The following is a 21,585-nucleotide window of genomic DNA, read 5'->3' on the forward strand; positions in this document are numbered from 1 at the left end:
TGAGTGGAGGGGAGTGAGGAGTGAGAGAGAGCCAGGACGTGGCATGTTGCGGGCTTTGGCCTTCTCTCACCCCTCACTCCCCTCCACTCACTTCCCGTTTTTCAGTGCACGCCGTGCATCAGCTTGCGCACCAGTGGCGCCGCCAGCAGGAACACCACCGCCACGCCCAAGCCCCAGACGAATACGTGGCCGTAGACCCTGGCGTACTCGGCAATCCCGCCCGATGCTCCGGTCGCCGACGCGTGTGTGGTCAGCGTGGCGATCCAGCCGGCCAGCTGGTAGGCAATGGCCACGCCGAAGAACCAGCCACCCATCGCCAGCGAGGACTCCTCCGGCGCCGCCAGCTGACCGACCAGCGCGTACCCGATCGGTGACAACGCCAGCTCGCCCAGCGTCTGCAGCAGGTAGCACAGCACCAGCGTCCACCAGCCGATGTGGCCGTCCGCGCCCTGCAGGTGATCGATGGCATACACCAGCACGCCGTAGCTCAACGCCACCAGCAAGATGCCGATGCCGAACTTGCGTGGCGTCGACGGATCGCGACCGCGTCGCTCCAGCCACGGCCACAGCATCGCCAGGAACGGCGCGAAGATCAGGATGAACAGCGGATTGGCCGACTGGAACCAGCTGAAATCCCACGGCGCGTCCACGTAGTCGCGCGCCAGGAAGTTGAGCGAGGTGACGCCCTGCAGGCTCAACGCCCAGAACACCACCAGTCCCACGAACAGCACCAGCAGCGCCAGGTAGCGCTGGGTCTGCACCCGATCGCGCCGGCGCACGCAGCTGACCACGAAGTACAGCACCAGCAGCCCCATCAGCACGTACATCGCTCCGCGCAACACTTCGGGATAACCGAGCAACAGCGCGGTGGGATACACCAGCACGGCAACCCCCAGCAGCACCCACACGCTGGCCATCGGCCCGTGCAGGTGATCGCCCTTGGGCAACACCGGGTCCAGCTTGTGCTTGCGCCACTGGAACCAGATTGCGCTCAGCGCCATGCCCGCCGCCGCGGCAACGAAGCCCCAGCGGTAACCGTAGTGGCGCCCGATCCATGACGCGCAAACGATGGGCGCGATGAACGAACCCACGTTGATGGCCAGGTAATACAGCGTGTAACCGCCATCACGGCGCGCGTCGTCGGTGGCGTAATTGCGCCCGATCAGCACGGTCAGCGGAATGCTCAGGCCGATCGCCAGCGCGCACAACGCCATGCCAAGCTCGAATCCGAACAATGTTGGCGAGGCCATCAGCAACAGCGCCAGCACCGCCAACCAGAATGACATCGCCAACGCCCGCGTCTCGCCGAGGACCTTGTCCGCCACATAGCCACCGACAATCGGGGTGGCATACAACAGCGCGAGAAAGCCGCTGCCCAGCAGATCCGCTTGTCGCTGCGCGGCGGCGGCACCAAGGCCGGCATAGAAATGCTGCGCAATGTACGGCGCCAGAAAGGCGCGGAATCCGTAAAAGGCAAAATTGAACCAGACGGTGACCCCGAGCAGCATCCACAACTGGCGCGGATGTCCCCAGCGATTGGCACCGAGCTGGCTCGGTGATGCGACGGCTTGCGCCTGGTTCATGCGTGCTTTCCCCGTGGCTCTGCGATTCTCGGAGCCTGTTCACGATTTTTCGCCGGACCCGTCATGAAGCCCCGGCAGGAGCGCACCCTGTGCGCGAAAGGCTTTTCGCGAGGCCCGGCCAAGAGCATTCGCGCACAGGGTGCGCTCCTACGGGGCATGGGCCCGGGCGCTCGTGCATGGGATCGCCCGCAGCAGCAAAAGTTCACGCCGTGCCAAGCACGGTGCGCACATCCAGCAATTCCGGGAAGAAGGTCAGGTCCAGCGCTTTCTTCAGGAAACCCACGCCGGAGGAACCGCCGGTGCCGCGGCGGTGTCCGATGATCCGCTCCACCGCCTTCATGTGGCGGAAACGCCACAGCTGGAAACTCTCCTCGATATCCACCAGCGTTTCGCACAGATGGAATTCCGCCCAGAACGATTCCGGCGCCTCGTAGATGCGCTTGAACACCGGCAGCAAATCGTCGCGGAATTGCCATGGCTGCGTGACATCACGCTGCAGCAGGTCCGCCGGCACCGCATGTCCGCGCCGCGCCAGCCAGTGCAACGCCTCGTCATACATGCCCGGCGCTTCCAGCGTGGCGCGCAACCCCGCCTGCGCCACCGGGTCATGCGCGAACACCGGCAGCATGTCGGCGTTCTTGTTGCCGAGCATGAATTCCACCGTGCGGTATTGCACCGACTGGAAGCCCGACGACGGCCCCAGCGCATCGCGGAACGCCAGGTATTCGTGCGGCGTCATCGTCTCCAATACCGCCCACTGCTCGAACAGCTGGCGCTGGATCTGCTTCACTCGCGCCAGCACCTTCAGGGCCGGATTGGCGCGGTCGTCGCGCAGGAACGCCATGGCCGCGCGCAACTCGTGGATCAACAGCTTCAGCCACAGTTCGGCCACGTGGTGCTGCACGATGAACAGCATCTCGTCGTGGTACGGCGGCTGGCTCAATGGCTTCTGCGCGGACAGCAAGGTGTCCAGGTGCAGATAGCCGGCATAGGTCATGCGCCCGTCGAGGCTGCGTTCGATACCCGCCTCAAGGTCGCGCTGGTTGTCCGTCATGGTGATCCGCAAGTCCCCAAAGACGTTCATGGTAACGCCAGTCCGGGCTCGGGCCGTACGCCCCCGCATGCTGCACCATACCTTGCAGCGCAGCATGTGCCCCTGCTATCAATTGCCGTCTTTTCAAGGGATTTTTGCGTGTCTGGCCCCACTGGATGGGCCGCCGCTTCCCGCCCCTACCCCCTCAGTCCACCGGGAGCGAGTCGTGTCCATCGCCGCCAAGTTTGAAATCGAATACCTGCAGTATCTCGATGCCGAAGGCAAGGAAGTCCGCAAGGATCTGCCCGCCTTCGCCAAGGATCTCGACCACATGGTCGAGCTGTACAAGCTGATGTTGTCGACGCGGGTGTTCGACGCCAAGTCGATCGCCTTGCAGCGTACCGGCAAGCTGGGCACCTATGCCAGCTGCCTCGGCCACGAGGCCGCACATGTCGGCATCGGCAGTGCCATGAAGCCCGAAGACGTGCTGGCGGTCAGCTACCGCGAGTACGGCGCCCAGTTGTACCGCGGCGTGCAGCCGCGCGAGGTCTACATGTACTGGGGCGGCGACGAGCGCGGCAACGATTACCAGAAGGAACCGGCCCGCCACGACTTCGCCTGGTCGGTGCCGATCGCCACGCAGTGCCTGCATGCCGCCGGCTCCGCGATGGCGTTCAAGATCCGCGGCGAGAAGCGCGTGGCCGTGTGCACCATCGGCGACGGCGGCTCGTCCAAGGGCGATTTCTACGGCGCCATCAACGTCGCCGGCGCGCAGAACCTGCCGCTGGTGGCAGTGATCGTCAACAACCAGTGGGCGATCTCGGTGCCGCGCAAGATCCAGTCCGGCGCACCCACGCTGGCGCAGAAGGGCATTGCGGCCGGGCTGTTCTGCATCCAGGTCGACGGCAACGACATCATCGCCGTGCGCAAGGCGATGGAAGACGCGCTGGAGCGCGCTCGCAACGGCGAGGGCGGCAGCGTGATCGAGGCGGTGACCTACCGCCTCGGCGACCACACCACCGCCGACGATGCGCGCCGCTACCGCGGCGAGCAGGAAGTGAAGGACGGTTGGGAACGCGAGCCGATGAAGCGCCTGCGCAACTGGCTGGTGGCCAAGAAAGTGTGGGACGACGCGAAGGAAGAGGCCTGGAAGGCCGAGTGCGACGAGTGGATGGACAACGAGGTGAATGCCTACCTCGAGACGAAGACGCAGCCGGTCACGGCGATGTTCGATTACACCTTCGCCGAAGTCCCCGCCGATCTCGCCAAACAGCGCGACTACGTCCTCTCGCTTGAAAACAAGGGTCACTGAGTCATGGCACAAATCACTCTCATCGAAGCCGTCACCCAGGCGCTCGCCTACGAAATGAAGCACGACGACAGCGTCGTGGTGCTGGGCGAGGACGTCGGCGTCAACGGCGGCGTGTTCCGCGCCACCCAGGGCTTGCAGGAAAAGTACGGCGAGTTGCGTGTCATCGACACGCCGCTGGACGAAACCACCATCGCCGGCCTCACCGTCGGCCTGGCTGTGCAAGGCATGAAGCCCGTCGCCGAAGCCCAGTTCGAGGGCTTCATCTATCCGATGATGGAACAGATCGCCTGCCACGCCGCACGCATGCGCAATCGCACCCGCGGTCGCCTGACCGTGCCGGCCGTGTGGCGCGCCCCGTGGGGCGGCGGCATCCGCGCACCGGAGCATCACTCCGAGGCGAACGAGCACCTGTTCACCAACATCCCCGGCCTGCGCGTGGTGCTGCCGTCCTCGCCGGCGCGCGCCTACGGCCTGCTGCTGGCCGCGATCCGCGATCCGGACCCGGTGATCTTCTTCGAGCCCAAGCGCATCTACCGCCAGTACAAGGAAGAAGTGCCGGACGACGGCGAGGCGCTGCCGCTGGACGTGTGCTTCGTGCTGCGCGACGGCACCGACGTGACCCTGGTGACCTGGGGCGCGCAGGTGAAGGAATCGCTGGAAGCCGCCGACGAACTGGCCAAGCAGGGCATCAGCGCCGAAGTGATCGACGTCGCCACGCTCACCCCGCTGGACTTCGACACCATCGCCGAATCGGTGCAGAAGACCGGCCGCTGCGTGATCGTGCACGAGGCACCCAAGACCGCCGGCTTCGGCGCCGAGATCGCCGCCCGCATCGCCGAGGAATGCCTCTACGACCTGCTCGCCCCGGTCGAACGCGTCACCGGCCCGGACACGCACATCCCGCTGTTCCGCCTGGAAATGAAGTACCTGCCCAGCGTGGAGCGCATCGTCGACGCGGCGAAACGCACGCTGGCAGCAAGCTGACGCTCTTGGCTCCTCCCCCTGCGTGCAGGGGGAGGTCGGGTGGGGGTAAAGCTCTTGATCTGACGTCCGTAACCCAAGAGCACCCCGCCCCAACCCTCCCCTGCCAGCAGGGGAGGGAGCAAATCGGAAAACTCATACCTGGAAATCCGCTCATGGCTGATATCAAGACATTCCACCTGCCCGACCTTGGCGAAGGCCTGCCCGACGCCACCGTCGTCGAATGGCATGTGAAGGAAGGCGACACCATCAAGCTCGACGCCCCGCTGGTGTCGATGGAAACCGCCAAGGCGGTGGTCGACGTGCCCTCGCCCTACTCCGGCACGGTGAAGAAACTGCACGGCGCCACCGGCGACGTGATCGAAACCGGCGCCGCGCTGGCCGAATTCGAACTGGACCCGAACGCGAAGCAGCGTGCCGAGGCCGAATCCACCGGCCACCACCACGGCCCGAAGAAGACCGAAGCTGCCGCACCGGCACCAGCCCCGGAGCCCGCCACCACCGCCGTGCGCGAAGACGAAGGCACCGTGGTCGGCGCGATGGTCAGCGGCAACACCGTGCACGTCGAACAGGCCGCCAGCGTGGGCGGCGTCAAGGCCGTGCCCGCCGTGCGTGCCATGGCGAAGAAGCTCAAGGTCGACCTCACCCGCGTGCGCCCCAGCGGCGCCGACGGCGTGGTCACCATGAAGGACGTGAAGGACGCCGCCGCCAATGGCAGTGCCGTGCTGGGCGCCGCCCCGGCCCGTGCCGTGCCCGCCTCGGCCGGTCGCCACCTGGCGCCGGAACTGCCGCAGCCCGAGCCGCAGCGCAGCCCGGTCTCGCTGGCCGGCAAGCCCGTGCGCACCGCACCGCCGTCGGTCACCGCCAGTGGCCAGCCGGAGCAGCTCAAGGGCGTGCGTCGCAACATGGCCCGCGTGATGGCCGATGCCCACGCCCAGGTCGTGCCGACCACGCTGGTCGACGACGCCGATCTGCACGCCTGGATCGGCAAGCAGGACATCACCGCGCGCCTGATCCGCGCCATCGTCGCCGCCTGCAAGGCGGTGCCGGCGCTGAACGCATGGTTCGACGGCAAGAACCTCAGCCGCACGATGCACCCGCAGGTCGACATCGGCATCGCGGTGGACACCGACGACGGCCTGTTCGTGCCGGCGCTGCGCAACGCCGACGTGCTCGATGCCGCCGGCATCCGCGCCGCGATCAAGCGCCTGCGCACGCAGGTGGAAGACCGCACGATTCCGGCGTCGGAACTGTCCGGCTACACCATCAGCCTGAGCAACTTCGGCATGTTCGCCGGTCGCTACGCCACGCCCGTGGTGGTGCCGCCGACCGTCGCCATCATCGGCGCCGGCAAGCTCAGCCACGACGTGGTGGCGGTGATGGGTGGCATCGAAGTGCACCGCCGCATGCCGATCAGCCTCACCTTCGACCATCGCGCCGCCACCGGCGGCGAAGCCGCGCGCTTCCTCAAGGCGTTGCTGGACGACTTGTCGATGCCGAACTGAGCCAACCGCTCGTCATCGCACACGAAACGGGGTGCCATCGGGCGCCCCGTATTCGTTTGCCCCGCCCGCGTCCTTCCTGTCGCAGGAACGCACCCTGTGCGCGATGGCTGTTGATCCTTGTCGCTGCCAGAGCATCGCGCACAGGGTGCGCTCCTACAGTGATAGCCACCCTGGTGCGGGCGGCCACACTGCATGTTCCTTCACGGCGACAGCGCGAGAATCACGGCCAGCATCCCCGGGGGAAATTCCCATGCATCACAGCCGACTCTGCGCTCTTGTTCTCGACAGCCAGGTGGATGATCTCGCCAAAGGCGCACGCTTCTGGAGCGCCGCGCTGGGCAAGGACGTCATCACGCTCGACCAGGATGGCGACGGCCGCTACGCCGAACTGAAAACCGACGACGACGAACCGATCATCCTGCTGCAGAAAGTGGATCACGAAAGCCGCGTGCACCTGGACATCGAAACCGACGACATCGATGCCGAAGCCAGCCGACTGGAAGCCCTTGGCGCAAAACGCATCGCCTTCGTGCGTCATCGCTGGTGGGTGATGGAGGCGCCGACCGGCCATCGCTTCTGCGTGGTCCGCAAGCAGCGCGCCGCGTTCGGCCCTCACCTCAATCGCTGGGACTGAGCAACGGCAAGCCCAGGCAGAAGCGGTTTGCAGGAGCCAGCTCGCGGGCGATGCCTTTGGTTTTCGGACATCCTCTCCGGAGAAAGGAAGCAAGGCTGCGCATGCCGGTGTTTTTCGCGCCGCCCTTCGGTGACAATCGAGCCTTACCGCCGCAAGCCGGGCTTCCGTCATGGCGCTTCCCCATCTTGATCGTCCCATCTGCGAACCGGTGGAGTTGCAACCGGGGTCGCCGGTGCGCGTGGAGCGCATACGGCAAGGCCGCGAAGCGAATGCCAGCGATCCCTTCGTGCATTTCCACGACGTGCACGAGCTGGTGCTGTTCGGCCGGGTCGGCGGGCATTTCGATGCCGATGGCCGTCGCTATGCATTGACCCCGCATGCCATCGTCTTCGTGCCATCGATGCACCAGCACGATTTCGCGCTGAAAGCCGGGCCGCGTGACTGGATCCTGCTGCAGGTCGAAGCGGATGTGGGCGAGCGGCTGGCGCACAAGCCGGGCATGGAGCGCCTGCGCCAATCCTTCTGTGCGCGGCCCGACCGCACCCTGCGACAGCGCCTGGAATCGCTCGCCGACTGGCTGCTGGCACTGGAGCCCACCGACCCGCTGGCGCTGCCGCTGGCCGAGCTGTTGCTGTGCGCCATCGTCCGCGCACCGGACATCGAAGGCGAAAAGCTCGCCGCCGACGTCCATGGCCTGCAACGCCTGCGTCCGGCCATCGACCAGTTGCGCCGGCATCCCGCCGAGGCACCCGGCGCGGAGCAGGCCGCGGCGTTGTGTGCGTTGTCGCCGGCCTACTTCAGCCGCCGCTTCAAGCAACAGGTCGGCATGAGCTGGAGCGACTACGTGCGCACCCACCGCCTGCACCTGGCCAGCCGTCGCCTGCTGGAAACCACGCAAAGCGTCGCCACCATCGCCGATGCGCTGGGCTTCGCCACGCCCTCGCACTTCGGCGAACTGTTCCACCGCCGCTTCGGCATCACCCCGGGAGACTATCGCCAGGCCGGCCGCGCGCGCCCAACCTCCCGGCAGCAATGACTGCGCCGAGCCCATGAAACAGAAAGCCCGCACAACGGCGGGCTTCTGTTGAAACGCTGGATCAACGCAGCGGCAAATCAGAACGGAATGTCGTCGTCCTCGAAGCCGCCGTTGTCGGCCGGAGACGGGGCTGACTGGCGCTGCGGGGCACCGCCGCCATAGTTGCCGCCACCGCTGCCCTGGCGCGAAGCGCCGCCCTGCGGACGTTCACGCTGGAAACCGCCACCACCGCCGCTACCACCGCCTTCGCCGCCACCACCACCGAGCATCTGCATCTCGTTGGCCACGATGTCGGTGGAGTACTTTTCCACGCCGTCCTTGTCGGTGTACTTGTCGGTGCGCAGCGAGCCTTCGATATAGACCTGGCGGCCCTTCTTCAGGTATTCGCCGGCGATCTCGGCCAGCTTGCCGAACAGTTTCACCCGATGCCACTCGGTGCGCTCCTGGCGCTCACCGCTCTGCTTGTCCATCCACGACTCGGAGGTCGCGATGCGCAGGCTGGTGATGGCGGTGCCGCCGGCGCTGTAGCGGGTTTCGGGGTCGGCGCCGAGGTTGCCGACGAGGATGACCTTGTTGATGCCACGTGCCATGGAATCGCCCTTCGTGAAATGCCAGAAATACGGAGGTGGATGCTAGCACGGCCCCGGGTATCGGAGCGCACGGACCATGCCTTGGAGCGGTGTAGGCAAATGCCGACCGAAGAGGCCCGCGGAATTGTCCACCATCACCCGCAACCCGGCCTTTCCTCGGCAGGAGCGCACCCTGTGCGCGAACGCTCTTGGCTTCGGGCAACGCCAGAGCGTTCGCGCACAGGGTGCGCTCCTACCGGTGGAAGATCAGGCCGCCACGGGTGCGCCGGCGGCGATCACCCGGCTGCGGCCCCACCACAGCAGCGGTAGCCAGATCACCAGCAGCACGGCGGCCACGGCAAACACCGCGGACAGACCCAGGTGCTGCAGCACCACGCCACCCATCACGCCGCCGATGCCGGCACCGAGGAACTGGCTGGTGGCATAGGCGCCCAACGCTGCGCCACGCATGTGCTGCGGCGCCAGTCGCGACACCAGGCTGGGCAGGCTGGCTTCGAGCAGATTGAAGGCACTGAAGAACACGATTGCCGCCACCCACAGCAGGACATGGCCGTGCCCGGCGGCGCTGAAGCCGACCAGGGCCAGCCCCAGGCCCAGTGCGCACAGCAGGATCAGGCGCATGCTGCCGGCCACCGAAGTCACCCGGCGCAGCACGCCGCCCATCACCACCGCGGAGATCAGCATCACCGGCAGGTACAACTCCCACTGGCGATCCAGCGTGATGCCGGTGTTGCGCGCCAGCATCAACGGCAACGCCACGAAAGCGGCGGTGAGCATGGTGTGCATCATGAATATCGAGGCGTTGAGCACCAGCAACTGCGGCTTCACCAGCATGCGCAGCACTTCCCCGCCGTGAGCCGCCGCCGGTGCGCGGCGCTGTTCGGGCCGCGGCACCACGATCCACAGCAACACGATGGCGCCCAGTGCCAGCACGGCGGTCAGCCCGAACAGACCCGGCAGTCCGGCGATGGCCGCCAACGGTGCGCTGAGGATGATCGCCAGGATGAAGGCCAGCCCGATGCTGACACCGATGATGCCCATCACCTTGCTGCGGTTGTCGTCACGCGAATGGTCGGCCGCCAGCGCCTGGCTGGCACCGGACACCGCACCCATGCCTTGCAGCACGCGTCCGACGATGATGCCGTTGATGCCATGCGCCATGGCCGCCACCACACTGCCGACGACGAACACCAGCAGGCCCACGGTAATCGTCAGGTGGCGACCGATGCGATCGGAGATCAGCCCCACCGGCACCTGCAGCAGTGCCTGCGCAAAACCGTAGATGCCGATCGCCAGGCCCACCAGCAGCGGCGTCGCCCCCGGTATGTGCAGCGCATAAGCCGTGAACACCGGCATGATCAGGAACAGCCCGAACATGCGCAGCCCGACGACGCTGGACAAGGCAAGGGAGGTGTTCAGTTCGCGCTTGCTGAGCTTGCTCACGTGGGCGGGTGTCCGGCGATGGCTTGGAAGTCCGATTATAGGCATGTGCCCCGATCGTCCCCATGTGACACAACGCCACGAGGCCCGCAGACCGCGACATTGTTCGCATCGTGGCTCCGTCAGGCCGCATACAGCCAAGGCTGAACCCCCTATAATCGCGCTTCAACTCCTTGCAGGCCGTCCATGAGCTCGTCCGCCGAACACGTTCCCGGATCAATGCGCGACTTCGCCGACGTACGCGAACTCGCCGCCGCCGACATGCGCGACGTCGATGCGCTGATTCGCCAGCGGCTGTCCTCCGACGTGGTGCTGATCAACCAGATCGCCGACCACATCATCGCCGGTGGCGGCAAGCGGCTGCGCCCGATGCTGCACGTGCTGGCGGCCGGCGCCGCGGGTTACACGGGCGAGCAGCACATCAAGCTGGCTGCGGTCATCGAGTTCATCCACACCTCGACCCTGCTGCACGACGACGTGGTCGACGAATCGGATCTGCGCCGTGGCCGCAAGACCGCCAACGCGCTGTGGGGCAACGCCGCCAGCGTGCTGGTGGGCGACTTCCTCTATTCGCGCTCGTTCCAGCTGATGGTGGAACTGGACGACATGCGCATCATGCGCATCCTCGCCGACACCACCAACACCATCGCCGAGGGCGAGGTGCTGCAGCTGCTCAACATCGGCAACGCCGACGTGAACGAGGCCGCGTACCTGGCGGTGATCGAGCGCAAGACCGCGGTGCTGTTCGCCGCCGCCACCGAACTGGGCGGATTGCTCGGCGGCTTGCCGACAGACCAGGTGGCCGCGCTGCGTCGCTACGGCATGGAACTGGGCTACGCCTTCCAGATCGCCGACGACCTGCTGGATTACGTCAGCGACGCCGGCACCCTGGGCAAGAACATCGGCGACGACCTGGCCGAAGGCAAACCCACGCTGCCGCTGATCTACGCGCTGGAAACCGCCGACGCCAAGCAGGTGCAATCGCTGCGCCACGCGATCGAACACGGCGGCCTGGATTCGCTGGATCACATCATCGCCGCCATCCGCGACTCCGGCGCGCTGGAACGCACCCGCGAACGCGCGGTGGCGCATGCCAAGGCTGCATGCGAGGCCCTGGCCAGCCTACCCGCTTCCACGCATCGCGATGCCTTGGTCGCGCTGGCTGATTATTCGGTGCAGCGCACGTCCTGAGGTTCCTTGCCGGAGCTTTCAACGCTATCGCGAAGCTGCTCGCCTGCGGCGGGTTTTCGGGAACCTCGAAACCCCGCTGCCCCGATGAAGGTTTGGAGGGGTGCCCCGAAAGCCTTGTAGGAGCGCACCCTGTGCGCGAATGCTCGGGTGTCTGACCGAGGCCAAGAGCATTCGCGCACAGGGTGCGCTCCTACAAAAGCGGTTATTCGAGGTGCCCTATGGGCTGCCGGCAAACGCCGACTTCAGCCACTGGTGCATCAAACGATAACTGCGCGCCGCGGCCTTGGCGTCGTACTTGCAGCCCGGTTCGTTTTCGCCCACTTCGGTAAAACAATGCACGGCGTGGCCGAGCACCACGAACTGCCAGCCGGCGGGACTTTGGCGCATCTCGTCGAGAAACTTGTCGGCAGCGGGCATCGTCCAGGTGTCGTCGGCGCCATTCATGGCCAGCACGCGCGCCTTGATGTGTTTCGCCTGCACCGGGTCACCGCCGGAGAGGTCGCCGTGGAACGACACCACCGCGGCGACGTCCGCTCCGCTGCGCGCCAGATCCAGCACGGCTGCGCCGCCAAAGCAGAAGCCGATGGCGGCGAGCTTCGAGGTATCGATCGGCGCCGAAGCCGCCTGCGCCCGCAGCTGCGCCAGCGCCTCGTTGACCCGTTTGCGCATCAGCGAACGATCCGCATACAGCGGCTTCACCGCCGCCTGCGCCTGATCGGTATTCGTCGGACGCACACCGGCGCCGTACATGTCGGTGAGAAGGATCACGTAGCGCTTGCCGGCGATCATCTCGGCTTTCTTCACCGCCGCCGCATTCACGCCGAACCAGTTCGGCACCATCACCAGACCCGGACGTTTCGCGGCGGTCGCATCGTCATAGACCAGCACGCTGTGGAAATGCGTGCTTCCCAGCGTCCAGTCCACGGCGCGATGGACCATCTTCGCCTGCGCGGCGAAGGCAAGCACGGAAAGCAAAAGCACACTGCAGCAACGGGCGAGACGCATGACGAATCCTCCGGCCAGATTGGTTTGCTCCCTCCCCTGCGAGCAGGGGAGAGTTGGGGAGGGGGCTTCTCGGAGAACGCGAAAAGCTTTACCCCCTCCCGACCTCCCCCTGCCTTGCAGGGGGAGGCGAAAAGCTCACAGCCCGGCGGCGTGCGCGGCGATGCGCCGCTTCAATGGCGTCAGTCGATCGAGCAGGCGCACGCCCAGTCCACGCGCGGCGACCAGCGGCGGCGACTGCCAAGCGTAGATGCGTGCCAGCGCGTCGAAACCGCGCGCATCGAGCGTATCGGCACTGCGTCGGCGACGCGCGTAGCGACGCAATACATGTTCGGCGCCGATGTCACGCCCGGCATCGCGTGCGGCACGCAGCGTATCGCGCAATTCGGCGACATCGCGCAGCCCCAGGTTCACGCCCTGCCCGGCCAGGGGATGGACTGCATGCGCGGCATCACCGAGCAGCACGAAGCGATCGGACTGATAGGTTTCGGCCAACTGCAACTTGAGCGGGAACGCCGCGCGCCGCGTGGTGCCCACCACACGACCCAAGCGGAAATCGCTGGCGATGCCGAGCGCATCCATGAAGGCCGCATCGTCCAGCGCCAACACGCGTTGCGCTTCGCCCTCGGGCAGCGACCACACCACCGAGCTGCGCCCATCGGCCAGCGGCAGCAGCGCCAACGGCCCCGTGGGCAGGAAGCGCTGCCATGCGGTGGCTTCATGCGGCCGCTCGGTGACGACATGCGCCACCACTGCACGTTGCGCGTAGTCGCGACCACGGGTAGCGATGCCGGCCATGTCGCGCAATGGCGAAGCGGCGCCGTCAGCGGCCACCAGCAGACGCGCGGACAGACTTTCGCCATCAGCCAGTTCCAGCACCACGCGATCCTCCCGCGCCTCGAAACCCCGCACCTCGGCCGGGCACAGGCGACGGACGCCGCCCGTGGCTGTGCCGGAGCGGCCGCCGGCCGCCTCCAGCGCCTGCCACAGCGTCCACTGCACCAGATTGTTCTCGACAATATGGCCGAGCAGGTCGCGCCCATCGTCCGCGGCAGAAAAGTCGATGGCGGCGCCGCTTTCGCTGTCCCATACATGCATGTGCGCATAAGGGCTGGATCGCGCATCACGAATGGACGTCCAGACACCCAGACCATCCAGCAACTCGATGGACGACGGCGCGAGCCCGACCACGCGCAAATCGACTTCGTCGCCCGCCTGCCATGGCGTCGGCTCGCGCGCTTCCAGCAGCGCGGTGGAAAAGCCGGCCTTCGCCAACGCCAGCGCAGCAGCGGCGCCGACCATGCCGCCACCGACCACGGCGATATCCAGTGCCGGCGCGCGGCGACGTTCGGGAAGCGTGTTCATGGCAGGCGCTCCAGCACGGCGTGCGGCGGCTCGCCACGGAAGCCCATGCCGTGTTGTGCCAGCAGGTGTTGCAGCGGCGACACGCGGTCGTAGGCCAGCAGCGCCAGCGAACGCAGCGGCGCCAGCAACGGCTGTTCCAGGCAGGCCAGCCGTACCAGTCCGTGGCTCATCGCCATGGTGCCTTCGCGGTCCGGCGCGCGGCGCGCGGCGTAGCGTTGCAGCAGGTCAGCCGCGCCGGGATCTTCCGCCGCAGCGACCAGTTCCGACAAGGTCAGCGCATCGCGCAAGCCGAGGTTGAAACCTTGCGCACCGATCGGGTGGACGGTCTGCGCGGCGTTGCCGACCAGCACCGCGCGCGGGCCGATCAACTGCCGTGCGGCCACGCGGCGGATCGCGTAGGGGTGCCGCTTGCCCGGGCGCGTCAGCCGGCCCAGCTTCCAGCCAAAACGTTGCTGCGCCAGCGCGATGAAATCGCCATCGCCCAGCGCCGCCACCGTTTCCGCCTGCTCGCCCGGCACGGTAAGCACCAGTCCGCAGCGACGTTCGGCCAGCGGCAACAGCGCCACCGGGCCCGCGTCGGAGAAACGCTCGAAAGCGCGGTTCGCGTGATCGTGCTCGGGAGTGACAGTGGCGACAAACAGGGTCTGCTCGTAATCGAGCCGCTCGGCGTCGATGCCGAGCTGGCTGCGCACGAAGGATTCGGTGCCGTCGGCGCCGACCAGCAGCGCTGCGTCGACCGTGCGCTCGCCGTCGGCGGTGCGGATGCGCGCGCGCCAGCCGGCCGGGTGCGATTCCAGCGCTTCCAGTGTCGCCGGCGCCAGCCGGGTCAGCCGGGTGCAGGCATCGAGCCGGCGCAACAAGGCCTCGCCCAGTTCACGCGCCGGCAGCGTCCAGCCCAGGGCATCGACGCCCTGCTTCGCCGCGTCGATGCGCGCGCTGCCGAATTCGCCCGCGCGGCTGACCCGGATATGCCGGATCGGCGTGGCGTTCGCCGCGGCATGCGTCCACACGCCGATGGCGTCCAGGCCATTGACCGTAGCGCGCGCCAGCGCCAGGTTGCGTTCGTCGTAGCTGGGCTGGGCACCGGCGCGCGGGGCGGCCGCCTCGACCAGGGTGGCGGCGATGCCGGCGGCATCCAGCGCAATGGCCAGACTGGCGCCGACCAGGCCGCCACCGACGATCAGCACACCGGTTCGGGAAGTGGAGGTTTGCTCGGGACTCATGCCGTCGATGATACGCGCGAGCGCACGGCGGCTGCATCGACGACGGCGCATTGGGCTAAACTGGGTGCCTGATTCCCCGCATGCATTCCCACGGAGCCCTGCCATGGACAAGCCGTACATCCAACGCGTGAGTATTTTCATCGCCCTGGCCCTGGCGATGGCGGTCACCCGCATCCATCACTTCGACGTGCTGCCCGATGCGTCGTGGGCCATATTCTTCCTCGCCGGTTTCTGGCTGCGCGGCTCCGCACGCTGGGCTTTCCCGCTGCTGATGGCCGAAGCCGTGCTGGTCGATTTCGTGGTGATCACGCAGCAAGGCATGAACTTCTGGAGCCAATACTGCGTGTCGCCGGCCTACTGGTTCCTGATTGCCGCCTACGGCGCGCTGTGGCTGGGCGGCAGCTGGCTGGCCCGGCACCAGCTTGGCCTGCGCATGCCCACGCTCGGCCTGGCCGTGCTGGCGCTGCTGGTCAGCGAGGCCGTGTGCTACCTGATTTCCAACGGCAGCTTCTACTGGATCAGCGCCAACGTGCCGGCGCCGCGCAGCTTCGGCGCATGGTTCGTCAACCTGGGCGACTGGTACCTGCCGTTCCTCGAAGTCACCGCGTTGTACGTGGGCCTGGGGGCCGTGCTGCACGTGCTGGTGACCCAGCTGTCGCGCACGCTGCAGCACACCGGCCACACGCAGCACTGACGTGGGCAACCGCCTTTCGAAAATCTACACGCGCACCGGCGACGACGGCAGCACCGGCCTCGGCGACGGCTCGCGGGTAGCCAAGGATTCGCTGCGCGTCAGCGCCTACGGCACCGTCGACGAGCTCAACAGCACGATCGGCATGGTGCTGGCCTGCAATGGCGTGGACGCTGCCGTGCGCGAAGCGCTGACCCAGATCCAGCACGAGCTGTTCGACCTCGGCGGCGAGCTGTGCATCCCGGGCATGGCGATGATCGACGACGCCGACATCACGCGCCTGGAAACCGTGCTGGACGGCTTCAACGAGCCACTGCCATCGCTGAAGGAATTCATCCTGCCCGGTGGCGGCATGGCCGCATCGTGCTGCCACCTGGCGCGCACCGTCTGTCGCCGCGCCGAGCGTGAAGTGACGGCGCTGGCGCGCGAGGAAGACGTGCGGCCGCAACCGCAGCGCTATCTCAACCGCCTGTCCGACCTGCTGTTCGTGTTGTGCCGCGTACTGGCCCGGGCCGATGGCCACGGCGAGGTGCTGTGGCAGCACGAGCGCCGGCGCAAGCCGACGGCCTGACCGGTAACCGCATGCTGCGGCTCTATACCCATCCATCCTGCCTGCAGCACGATACCGGCCCCGGCCATCCCGAATCGCCGGCACGGCTCGCGGCGGTGCTGCACGCACTGGATCACGACCGCTTCGCCGCGCTGGATCGCATCGAAGCCCCGCGTGCCACGCGCGAGCAACTGCTGCGCGTGCATCGGGCCGGTCACGTCGAGCGCATCCTGGACGCGGCCCCTTCCGACGGGCTGCTGCAACTGGACGAGGACACCCTGATGTCGCCCTGCTCGGCCGAGGCGGCGCTGCGTGCGGCCGGTGCGATGGTGGCGGCGGTGGACGCGGTGATCGGCGGCGAATGTCGCCATGCGTTCTGCGCCGTTCGCCCCCCTGGCCACCACGCCACACCCGACCATGCGATGGGCTTCTGCCTGTTCAACAACGTGGCCGTGGCGGCGGCCCACGCGCTGGCGGCCCACGGCCTCAAGCGCGTGGCGATCGCCGATTTCGACGTGCACCACGGCAATGGCACGCAGGCCATCTTCGAACGCGAACCGCGCGTGCTGTTCGCTTCCAGCCACGAGTCGCCGCTGTACCCCAATACCGGCCGCGAAGACGAGCGTGGCGTCGGCAATATCGTCAATGGCTGCCTGTCGGCCGGCGACGGTTCGTGGGCCTTCCGCGAATTGTGGGACGGCCTGCTGCTGCCGCGATTGCACGCGTTCAAACCGCAGCTGGTGCTGGTTTCGGCCGGTTTCGACGCCCATCGCGACGATCCACTGGCCGGGCTGCAACTGGGCAGCGAAGATTACGCCTGGATCACCGCGAAACTGGTCGAACTTGCCCGCGTGCATGCCGGCGGACGGCTCGTCTCGACGCTGGAAGGCGGCTACGCGCCGACGGCACTGGCGGCCAGCGCCGCCGCGCATGTCGAAGAGCTGATGGAATGATGCCGCCGGCCCGGGATCGGGTGGCAAGCCGATTTGTTCAAAGCCGGCATTGACCTTCGCGACCTGAGGATGTTCTGATTTTGCTCGTCATCCCAGCGGCTCTCAACAGCCGCAGGAATGACCGGAAAAAGCAGATTGATCAGGCCATCCCTAAAGCGGCAGGAAATCCAGCGCCACGGAATTGACGCAGTAGCGCAGGCCGGTCGGCCGCGGACCGTCGCTGAACATGTGCCCCAGGTGCGAATCACAATTGGCGCAGCGCAGCTCCACCCGATGCCGACCCTGGCTTTCATCCCGGCGCAGGCTCACTGCCGAGGGCGCCATCGGCCGGAAGAAACTCGGCCAGCCCGAGCCGGAATCGAATTTGGCCTCGGAGGCGAACAGCTTTGCCCGGCACGCCACGCAGACGTAGATACCCGCCTCGCGGTGGCGATACCAGCGCCCGCTGAACGGCGGTTCGGTAGCCGAACAGCGGCACACGGCGTACTGTTCTGGTGTCAGATCGACCTGCCATTGCGAGTCGGTCTTGTGTACCGGAACGGGATTCGGAAGCGGATTGGAAGTCGTATTCATGCCTCGTCCCCACACGAAACAGATAGCGCGCGCCTGCCGCAGGCAGGCCCTTTCTGTTAGCTTACTGCGTCTTCCCGTCGACAGATTGCCATCGTGACGCGCACGCTACGCCAACTGCCTCCCCGTCGCCTGCTGGCGGTTGCCGCCGCCATGGCCCTGATCAGTGCCCAGGCCGATGCCAGTGGCGGAAAGGGCCTGAAACACCCCAAGTCCACGCTTGACGGCACCGAGACCGTCTGCCCGCTGGGCACCTTCATCTGCCCGCCGCGGCCGGACAACTTCGCGTTGTGCCGCCCCAATGCGATGCTGGAATTCTACGACCCCAGCCTGCCGCAGAACACCGACCTGCGCCCGACCGCGAAGACCTTCGTCCAGGCCGAGCATGTGGACAGCTCGAACCAGACCGTCTACCACCTCTCCGGCCGGGTGAAGATGGACCGCGCCGACCAGCAGGTGCAGGCCGACCGCATCGACTACAACGACGAGACCACCGATTACGACGCCCGCGGCGACGTGCGCTACCAGGAAGCCGGCGAGCTGCTGTCCGCCGACCACATGAAGGGCAACACCAACGCCAACCGTGGCATCGCCGACGGCAACCTGCGCTTCCAGATGCTGCTGTCGCACGGCAACGGCACGGCGGATCAGGCGCACATGCTGGACGCCCAGCACAGCCGCTACAGCCGGGTGGCCTATTCCACCTGCGACATCGGCCACCACCTGTGGGAAATCCGCGCCAAGAAACTCACCATCAACAAGGAAACCGGCCGCGGCGTGGCGCGCGATGCCACCATGCGCCTGGGGCACGTGCCGTTCTTGTATCTGCCCTACATGAGCTTTCCCGTCGACAACCGGCGCATGAGTGGTTTCCTGTATCCGACCTTCAGCCACACCACGCGTGGCGGCTACACGTTCAGCATTCCGTACTACCTGAACCTGGCGCCGAACTACGACGCCACGCTGGAGCCACGCATGTATTCGCTGCGTGGCCCGATGCTGGCCGGCCAGGCACGCTACCTGTTCCCGGGAACGAGTGGCCAGCTCGACTTCGAGTACCTGGCCAAGGACCGCTTCGACGACACCACGCTGTCGCCCACCGCCACGGACACCCTGGGCCGTGATCGCTGGCTGATGAAATACACCGACAGCACCGCGTTGTGGCCGGGCTGGTCGTTCGGCACCAGCATCAACCGCGCGTCGGACCGCAACTACCTGCGCGACTTCGGCAGCGATCTGTACACCATCTCCACCGGCACGCTGGCGTCCAATGCCTACATCAACGGTTCGGGCAACTGGTGGAGCGCCTCGTTCGGCGCCGATTACTACCAGAACGTCGACCCGTCGCTGCCGGACAGCGTGGTGCAGTACAAGCGCTGGCCGCGCGCCACGTTCAACCTCGACATCCCGCTCAACCGCTGGCTCGAAGCCGGCCTGAGCAGCGAGGCGGTGGCGTTCCGCAAGCAGGACGTGGTCGAAGGCGATCGGTTGGACCTGTACCCGTTCATCGGCGCCGATTTCCAGGGCGCCGCGTGGTTCGTGCGCCCGAAGGTGGCCTGGCGCTATACCGCCTACCAGCTCAGCAACGGTTACCAGAATTACGGCTTCTACGGCCCGCTTGCCGCCAGCCAGGCTTCGCCATTCACCGATCGCACGCCCAGTCGTTCGCTGCCCATCGCCAGCCTCGACAGCGGACTGATCTTCGAGCGCGACACCTCGCTGTTCGGCAGCAACTACACGCAGACGCTGGAACCGCGCCTGTACTACCTGTACGCGCCGTACCGCGACCAGAGCAACCTGCCGCTGTTCGATACCACCTTGATGTCGTTCGACTACTGGCAGTTGTTCTCGCCCAACCAGTACTCCGGCGCCGATCGCCAGATGAACGCCAACAACCTGACGGCAGCGGTGACCACCCGCCTGCTCGACGAGAGCGGCGTGGAGCGGTTGTCGCTCAGCTTCGGCCAGATCCGCTACTTCACCCCGCAGAAGGTGCCGCTCACCGGTACCACCGCCACCGACTTCGCCGGTTCGGACTACGTGGTGGAACTGGGCAGCCAGCTCAGCGACGACTGGCGCCTGAACGGCTCCTACCAGTGGAACCCGCACAGCCGCCAGACCGACATGGGCACGGTGGAACTGCAACGCCGCATCGGCCTGGACGGCGTGCTGAACTTCTCCTACCGCTTCCGGCGCAGCCTGCTGGAACAATACGACGCTTCCGTGGTCTATCCCGTCTCGGATCGCTGGCGCCTGCTCGGTCACTGGACCTATTCGGTGATGGACAAGCGCACGGTGGAAGCCATGGCCGGCATCCAGTACGAAAGCTGCTGCGTGAAACTGAGCCTGCTGGGCCGTCACTACGTGAACGGCTACGACGGCCTGGTTCCCACCACGACCACCGCGAACCCGGGAACCAACAACGCGATCATGTTCGAGCTGGAATTCAAGGGCATGGGCGCATTCAACGGCCAGACCGAGACCTACCTGCGCCGTGGTATTCTTGGCTATCAATAAACTCCTGTCGCCACTGGCGATTGAAGGCCCCCGACTGATGAAGCAGACCTTCGCGTTACTCCTGCTGGCGATCGCCTTTGCGATCCCGCCACTCGCCCATGCCCAGTTGCTGCCGCAGGCCGCAGCTGGACAGGGCACCACCAGCCAGGAGCAACCGCTCGACCGCATTGTTGCGGTCGTCGAGGAAAACGTGATCCTGGAAAGCGAGTTGGACCAGGCCGTGCAGGCCGTGCAGCAGCAATATGCACAGCACCCCGAACAGTTGCCGCCCACCGACGTGTTGCGCCGGCAGGTGCTTGATCGCCTGATCCTGATGAAGCTGCAATTGCAGCGTGCCGACGAACAGGGCATCCAGGTCTCCGACCAGGAAGTCGACCAGGCCGTGGCCAACGTGGCCCAGCAGAACAAGATGACGACCGACCAGCTGCGCGCCGCCGTGCAGCAGACCGGGCAGAGCTACGCCGCGTTCCGCCAGCAATTGCACGACCAGCTGGTGGTGCAGCGCCTGCACCAGAGCGTGGTGCACGATTCCGTCTCGGTCACCGACAGCGAAGTCGACAACCTGCTCAACAGCCCGACCTACAAGGCCGGCGAAGTGCACCTGGCGCACATCGACATCAACATTCCCAGCGGTGCCAGCGCCACCGATATCCAGGTTGCCGCGGCCAAGGCCAAGGCCGCGCTGGACGCGATCAAGGGCGGCATGGACTTCAATGCCGCCGCCATCCGCTACTCCGACGCCTCCGACGCGCTCGACGGCGGCGACCTCGGCTGGCGCCGCATGGACGCCATCCCGCCGGCCTTCGTCGACACCATCACCAACATGAAGCCCGGCGATGTCAGCCCGGCCCTGCGCGGTCCCACCGGCTTCCACATCATCAAGCTGGTCGGCGAGCGCCAGCCGCCCAAGCAGATCGCCACCGAATTCCACGCCCTGCACATCCTGATCAAGCCCAGCGCCGTGGTGTCCATGCAGCAGGCCGAGCAGAAGGCCCAGTCGCTGTACAACCGCCTCGTCAACAAGCATGCCTCCTTCGCCACCCTGGCCAAGGAAGACTCCGACGACGACACCACCGCCAACAACGGCGGCGACATGGGCTGGTTCCAGCAGAACGCCTGGGGCTCGGCCATTGGTCAACAGATCGCACAGCTCAAGGACGGCGAGGTCTCCAAGCCGTTCCAGACCGCCGAAGGCTGGCATCTGGTGAAGCGCCTGGGCGAACGCCAGACCGACGTCACCGAGAAGGCCGCGCGCGAGCAGGCCCGCCAGGCCATCGGCAACCGCAAGGCCGAGCAGGCCTACGACGATTACCTGCGCCAGCTGCGTTCCAGCTCGTACGTGAAGATCCTGGTCCCCGCACTGGCCAAGCCCGACGAAGGCAACGCCAAGGCATCCTCGTGACCCCGGC

Annotated in this window: 19 protein-coding genes; 11 read left to right on the forward strand and 8 right to left on the reverse strand. The window is 66.6% G+C overall.

What is annotated here, in order from left to right; translation table 11 throughout:
- Positions 1–101 precede the first annotated feature (101 nt).
- A complete protein-coding gene (locus AB7849_RS13220) occupies positions 102–1,583 on the reverse strand; it encodes a peptide MFS transporter (protein WP_008208809.1) in 1,482 nt (493 codons plus the stop codon).
- Positions 1,584–1,785: 202 nt separating this feature from the next.
- A complete protein-coding gene (locus AB7849_RS13225; RefSeq protein ID WP_008208807.1) occupies positions 1,786–2,637 on the reverse strand; it encodes a tryptophan 2,3-dioxygenase in 852 nt (283 codons plus the stop codon).
- Between the two features lie 205 nt (positions 2,638–2,842).
- On the opposite strand from AB7849_RS13225, the gene pdhA reads away from it, so the two are divergent.
- The 5 genes from pdhA (at position 2,843) to AB7849_RS13250 (ending at position 8,084) form a co-directional block, all read left to right on the forward strand.
- Positions 2,843–3,928 (forward strand): pyruvate dehydrogenase (acetyl-transferring) E1 component subunit alpha, encoded by a 1,086-nt coding sequence (gene pdhA, locus AB7849_RS13230; protein ID WP_008208805.1) that lies wholly within the window; start codon positions 2,843–2,845, stop codon positions 3,926–3,928.
- 3 nt (positions 3,929–3,931) lie between these two features.
- Positions 3,932–4,912 (forward strand): alpha-ketoacid dehydrogenase subunit beta, encoded by a 981-nt coding sequence (locus AB7849_RS13235; protein ID WP_008208801.1) that lies wholly within the window; start codon positions 3,932–3,934, stop codon positions 4,910–4,912.
- Positions 4,913–5,064: 152 nt separating this feature from the next.
- Positions 5,065–6,414, forward strand: a complete 1,350-nt coding sequence (locus tag AB7849_RS13240) for a dihydrolipoamide acetyltransferase family protein (RefSeq protein WP_369501144.1) — start codon at positions 5,065–5,067, stop codon at positions 6,412–6,414.
- A 250-nt stretch (positions 6,415–6,664) separates the two neighbouring features.
- Entirely contained in the window at positions 6,665–7,048 is a 384-nt protein-coding gene (locus tag AB7849_RS13245) for a VOC family protein (RefSeq protein WP_008212585.1), read from the forward strand.
- Between the two features lie 169 nt (positions 7,049–7,217).
- Entirely contained in the window at positions 7,218–8,084 is an 867-nt protein-coding gene (locus tag AB7849_RS13250) for an AraC family transcriptional regulator (protein WP_008212583.1), read from the forward strand.
- A 77-nt stretch (positions 8,085–8,161) separates the two neighbouring features.
- Here AB7849_RS13250 and ssb read toward each other — a convergent pair whose 3' ends face one another.
- Together ssb and AB7849_RS13260 are read right to left on the reverse strand one after the other, a co-directional pair.
- Positions 8,162–8,674: a single-stranded DNA-binding protein gene (gene ssb, locus AB7849_RS13255; protein ID WP_008212581.1), complete on the reverse strand. Its 513-nt coding sequence runs from the start codon at positions 8,672–8,674 to the stop codon at positions 8,162–8,164.
- A gap of 246 nt (positions 8,675–8,920) precedes the next feature.
- Positions 8,921–10,117: an MFS transporter gene (locus tag AB7849_RS13260; protein ID WP_008213187.1), complete on the reverse strand. Its 1,197-nt coding sequence runs from the start codon at positions 10,115–10,117 to the stop codon at positions 8,921–8,923.
- A gap of 183 nt (positions 10,118–10,300) precedes the next feature.
- On the opposite strand from AB7849_RS13260, the gene AB7849_RS13265 reads away from it, so the two are divergent.
- Positions 10,301–11,305 carry a polyprenyl synthetase family protein gene (locus AB7849_RS13265; protein WP_081491796.1) on the forward strand — a complete coding sequence of 335 codons (1,005 nt, stop codon included), beginning with the start codon at positions 10,301–10,303 and terminating at the stop codon, positions 11,303–11,305.
- Positions 11,306–11,521: 216 nt separating this feature from the next.
- Here AB7849_RS13265 and AB7849_RS13270 read toward each other — a convergent pair whose 3' ends face one another.
- The 3 genes from AB7849_RS13270 to ubiH form a co-directional block, all read right to left on the reverse strand.
- Positions 11,522–12,310, reverse strand: coding sequence for a dienelactone hydrolase family protein (locus AB7849_RS13270; protein ID WP_008213183.1), 789 nt, complete (start codon positions 12,308–12,310; stop codon positions 11,522–11,524).
- Between the two features lie 135 nt (positions 12,311–12,445).
- Positions 12,446–13,672, reverse strand: a complete 1,227-nt coding sequence (locus AB7849_RS13275; protein ID WP_369501145.1) for a UbiH/UbiF/VisC/COQ6 family ubiquinone biosynthesis hydroxylase — start codon at positions 13,670–13,672, stop codon at positions 12,446–12,448.
- Positions 13,669–14,895, reverse strand: coding sequence for a 2-octaprenyl-6-methoxyphenyl hydroxylase (gene ubiH / locus AB7849_RS13280; RefSeq protein ID WP_369501146.1), 1,227 nt, complete (start codon positions 14,893–14,895; stop codon positions 13,669–13,671). Before ubiH ends, AB7849_RS13275 begins: the two co-directional genes overlap by 4 nt.
- Before the next feature lie 103 nt (positions 14,896–14,998).
- Here ubiH and AB7849_RS13285 point away from each other — a divergent pair, with 103 nt between their 5' ends.
- Genes AB7849_RS13285 through AB7849_RS13295 form a run of 3 tightly spaced genes read left to right on the forward strand, consistent with a single transcriptional unit; the run spans position 14,999 to position 17,089 of the window.
- Complete coding sequence (locus tag AB7849_RS13285; protein ID WP_008216140.1) at positions 14,999–15,589, forward strand: hypothetical protein; 591 nt, start codon at positions 14,999–15,001, stop codon at positions 15,587–15,589.
- 1 nt (position 15,590) lies between these two features.
- Complete coding sequence (locus AB7849_RS13290; protein ID WP_008216138.1) at positions 15,591–16,157, forward strand: cob(I)yrinic acid a,c-diamide adenosyltransferase; 567 nt, start codon at positions 15,591–15,593, stop codon at positions 16,155–16,157.
- An 11-nt stretch (positions 16,158–16,168) separates the two neighbouring features.
- Positions 16,169–17,089, forward strand: a complete 921-nt coding sequence (locus tag AB7849_RS13295) for a histone deacetylase family protein (RefSeq protein ID WP_037102224.1) — start codon at positions 16,169–16,171, stop codon at positions 17,087–17,089.
- A 150-nt stretch (positions 17,090–17,239) separates the two neighbouring features.
- Here the strand turns inward: AB7849_RS13295 and msrB are convergent, their stop codons facing one another.
- Entirely contained in the window at positions 17,240–17,662 is a 423-nt protein-coding gene (gene msrB, locus AB7849_RS13300) for a peptide-methionine (R)-S-oxide reductase MsrB (RefSeq protein ID WP_008216134.1), read from the reverse strand.
- 93 nt (positions 17,663–17,755) lie between these two features.
- Here msrB and AB7849_RS13305 point away from each other — a divergent pair, with 93 nt between their 5' ends.
- Together AB7849_RS13305 and AB7849_RS13310 are read left to right on the forward strand one after the other, a co-directional pair.
- Positions 17,756–20,176: an LPS-assembly protein LptD gene (locus tag AB7849_RS13305; protein ID WP_369501147.1), complete on the forward strand. Its 2,421-nt coding sequence runs from the start codon at positions 17,756–17,758 to the stop codon at positions 20,174–20,176.
- Positions 20,177–20,213: 37 nt separating this feature from the next.
- Positions 20,214–21,578, forward strand: coding sequence for a peptidylprolyl isomerase (locus AB7849_RS13310; protein WP_008216129.1), 1,365 nt, complete (start codon positions 20,214–20,216; stop codon positions 21,576–21,578).
- Positions 21,579–21,585 lie beyond the last annotated feature (7 nt).

Source organism: Rhodanobacter sp. FW021-MT20, from assembly GCF_041107475.1.
In the GTDB taxonomy this organism is placed as follows: Bacteria; Pseudomonadota; Gammaproteobacteria; order Xanthomonadales; family Rhodanobacteraceae; genus Rhodanobacter_A; species Rhodanobacter_A glycinis.

Coding starts and splice junctions, on each gene's coding strand:
- AB7849_RS13220 (WP_008208809.1), bottom strand. CDS start 1,583: ATGAACCAGGCGCAAGCCGTCGCATCACCGAGCCAGCTCGGTGCCAAT.
- AB7849_RS13225 (WP_008208807.1), bottom strand. CDS start 2,637: ATGACGGACAACCAGCGCGACCTTGAGGCGGGTATCGAACGCAGCCTC.
- AB7849_RS13235 (WP_008208801.1), top strand. CDS start 3,932: ATGGCACAAATCACTCTCATCGAAGCCGTCACCCAGGCGCTCGCCTAC.
- AB7849_RS13240 (WP_369501144.1), top strand. CDS start 5,065: ATGGCTGATATCAAGACATTCCACCTGCCCGACCTTGGCGAAGGCCTG.
- AB7849_RS13245 (WP_008212585.1), top strand. CDS start 6,665: ATGCATCACAGCCGACTCTGCGCTCTTGTTCTCGACAGCCAGGTGGAT.
- AB7849_RS13250 (WP_008212583.1), top strand. CDS start 7,218: ATGGCGCTTCCCCATCTTGATCGTCCCATCTGCGAACCGGTGGAGTTG.
- ssb (WP_008212581.1), bottom strand. CDS start 8,674: ATGGCACGTGGCATCAACAAGGTCATCCTCGTCGGCAACCTCGGCGCC.
- AB7849_RS13265 (WP_081491796.1), top strand. CDS start 10,301: ATGAGCTCGTCCGCCGAACACGTTCCCGGATCAATGCGCGACTTCGCC.
- AB7849_RS13270 (WP_008213183.1), bottom strand. CDS start 12,310: ATGCGTCTCGCCCGTTGCTGCAGTGTGCTTTTGCTTTCCGTGCTTGCC.
- AB7849_RS13275 (WP_369501145.1), bottom strand. CDS start 13,672: ATGAACACGCTTCCCGAACGTCGCCGCGCGCCGGCACTGGATATCGCC.
- ubiH (WP_369501146.1), bottom strand. CDS start 14,895: ATGAGTCCCGAGCAAACCTCCACTTCCCGAACCGGTGTGCTGATCGTC.
- AB7849_RS13285 (WP_008216140.1), top strand. CDS start 14,999: ATGGACAAGCCGTACATCCAACGCGTGAGTATTTTCATCGCCCTGGCC.
- AB7849_RS13295 (WP_037102224.1), top strand. CDS start 16,169: ATGCTGCGGCTCTATACCCATCCATCCTGCCTGCAGCACGATACCGGC.
- msrB (WP_008216134.1), bottom strand. CDS start 17,662: ATGAATACGACTTCCAATCCGCTTCCGAATCCCGTTCCGGTACACAAG.
- AB7849_RS13310 (WP_008216129.1), top strand. CDS start 20,214: ATGAAGCAGACCTTCGCGTTACTCCTGCTGGCGATCGCCTTTGCGATC.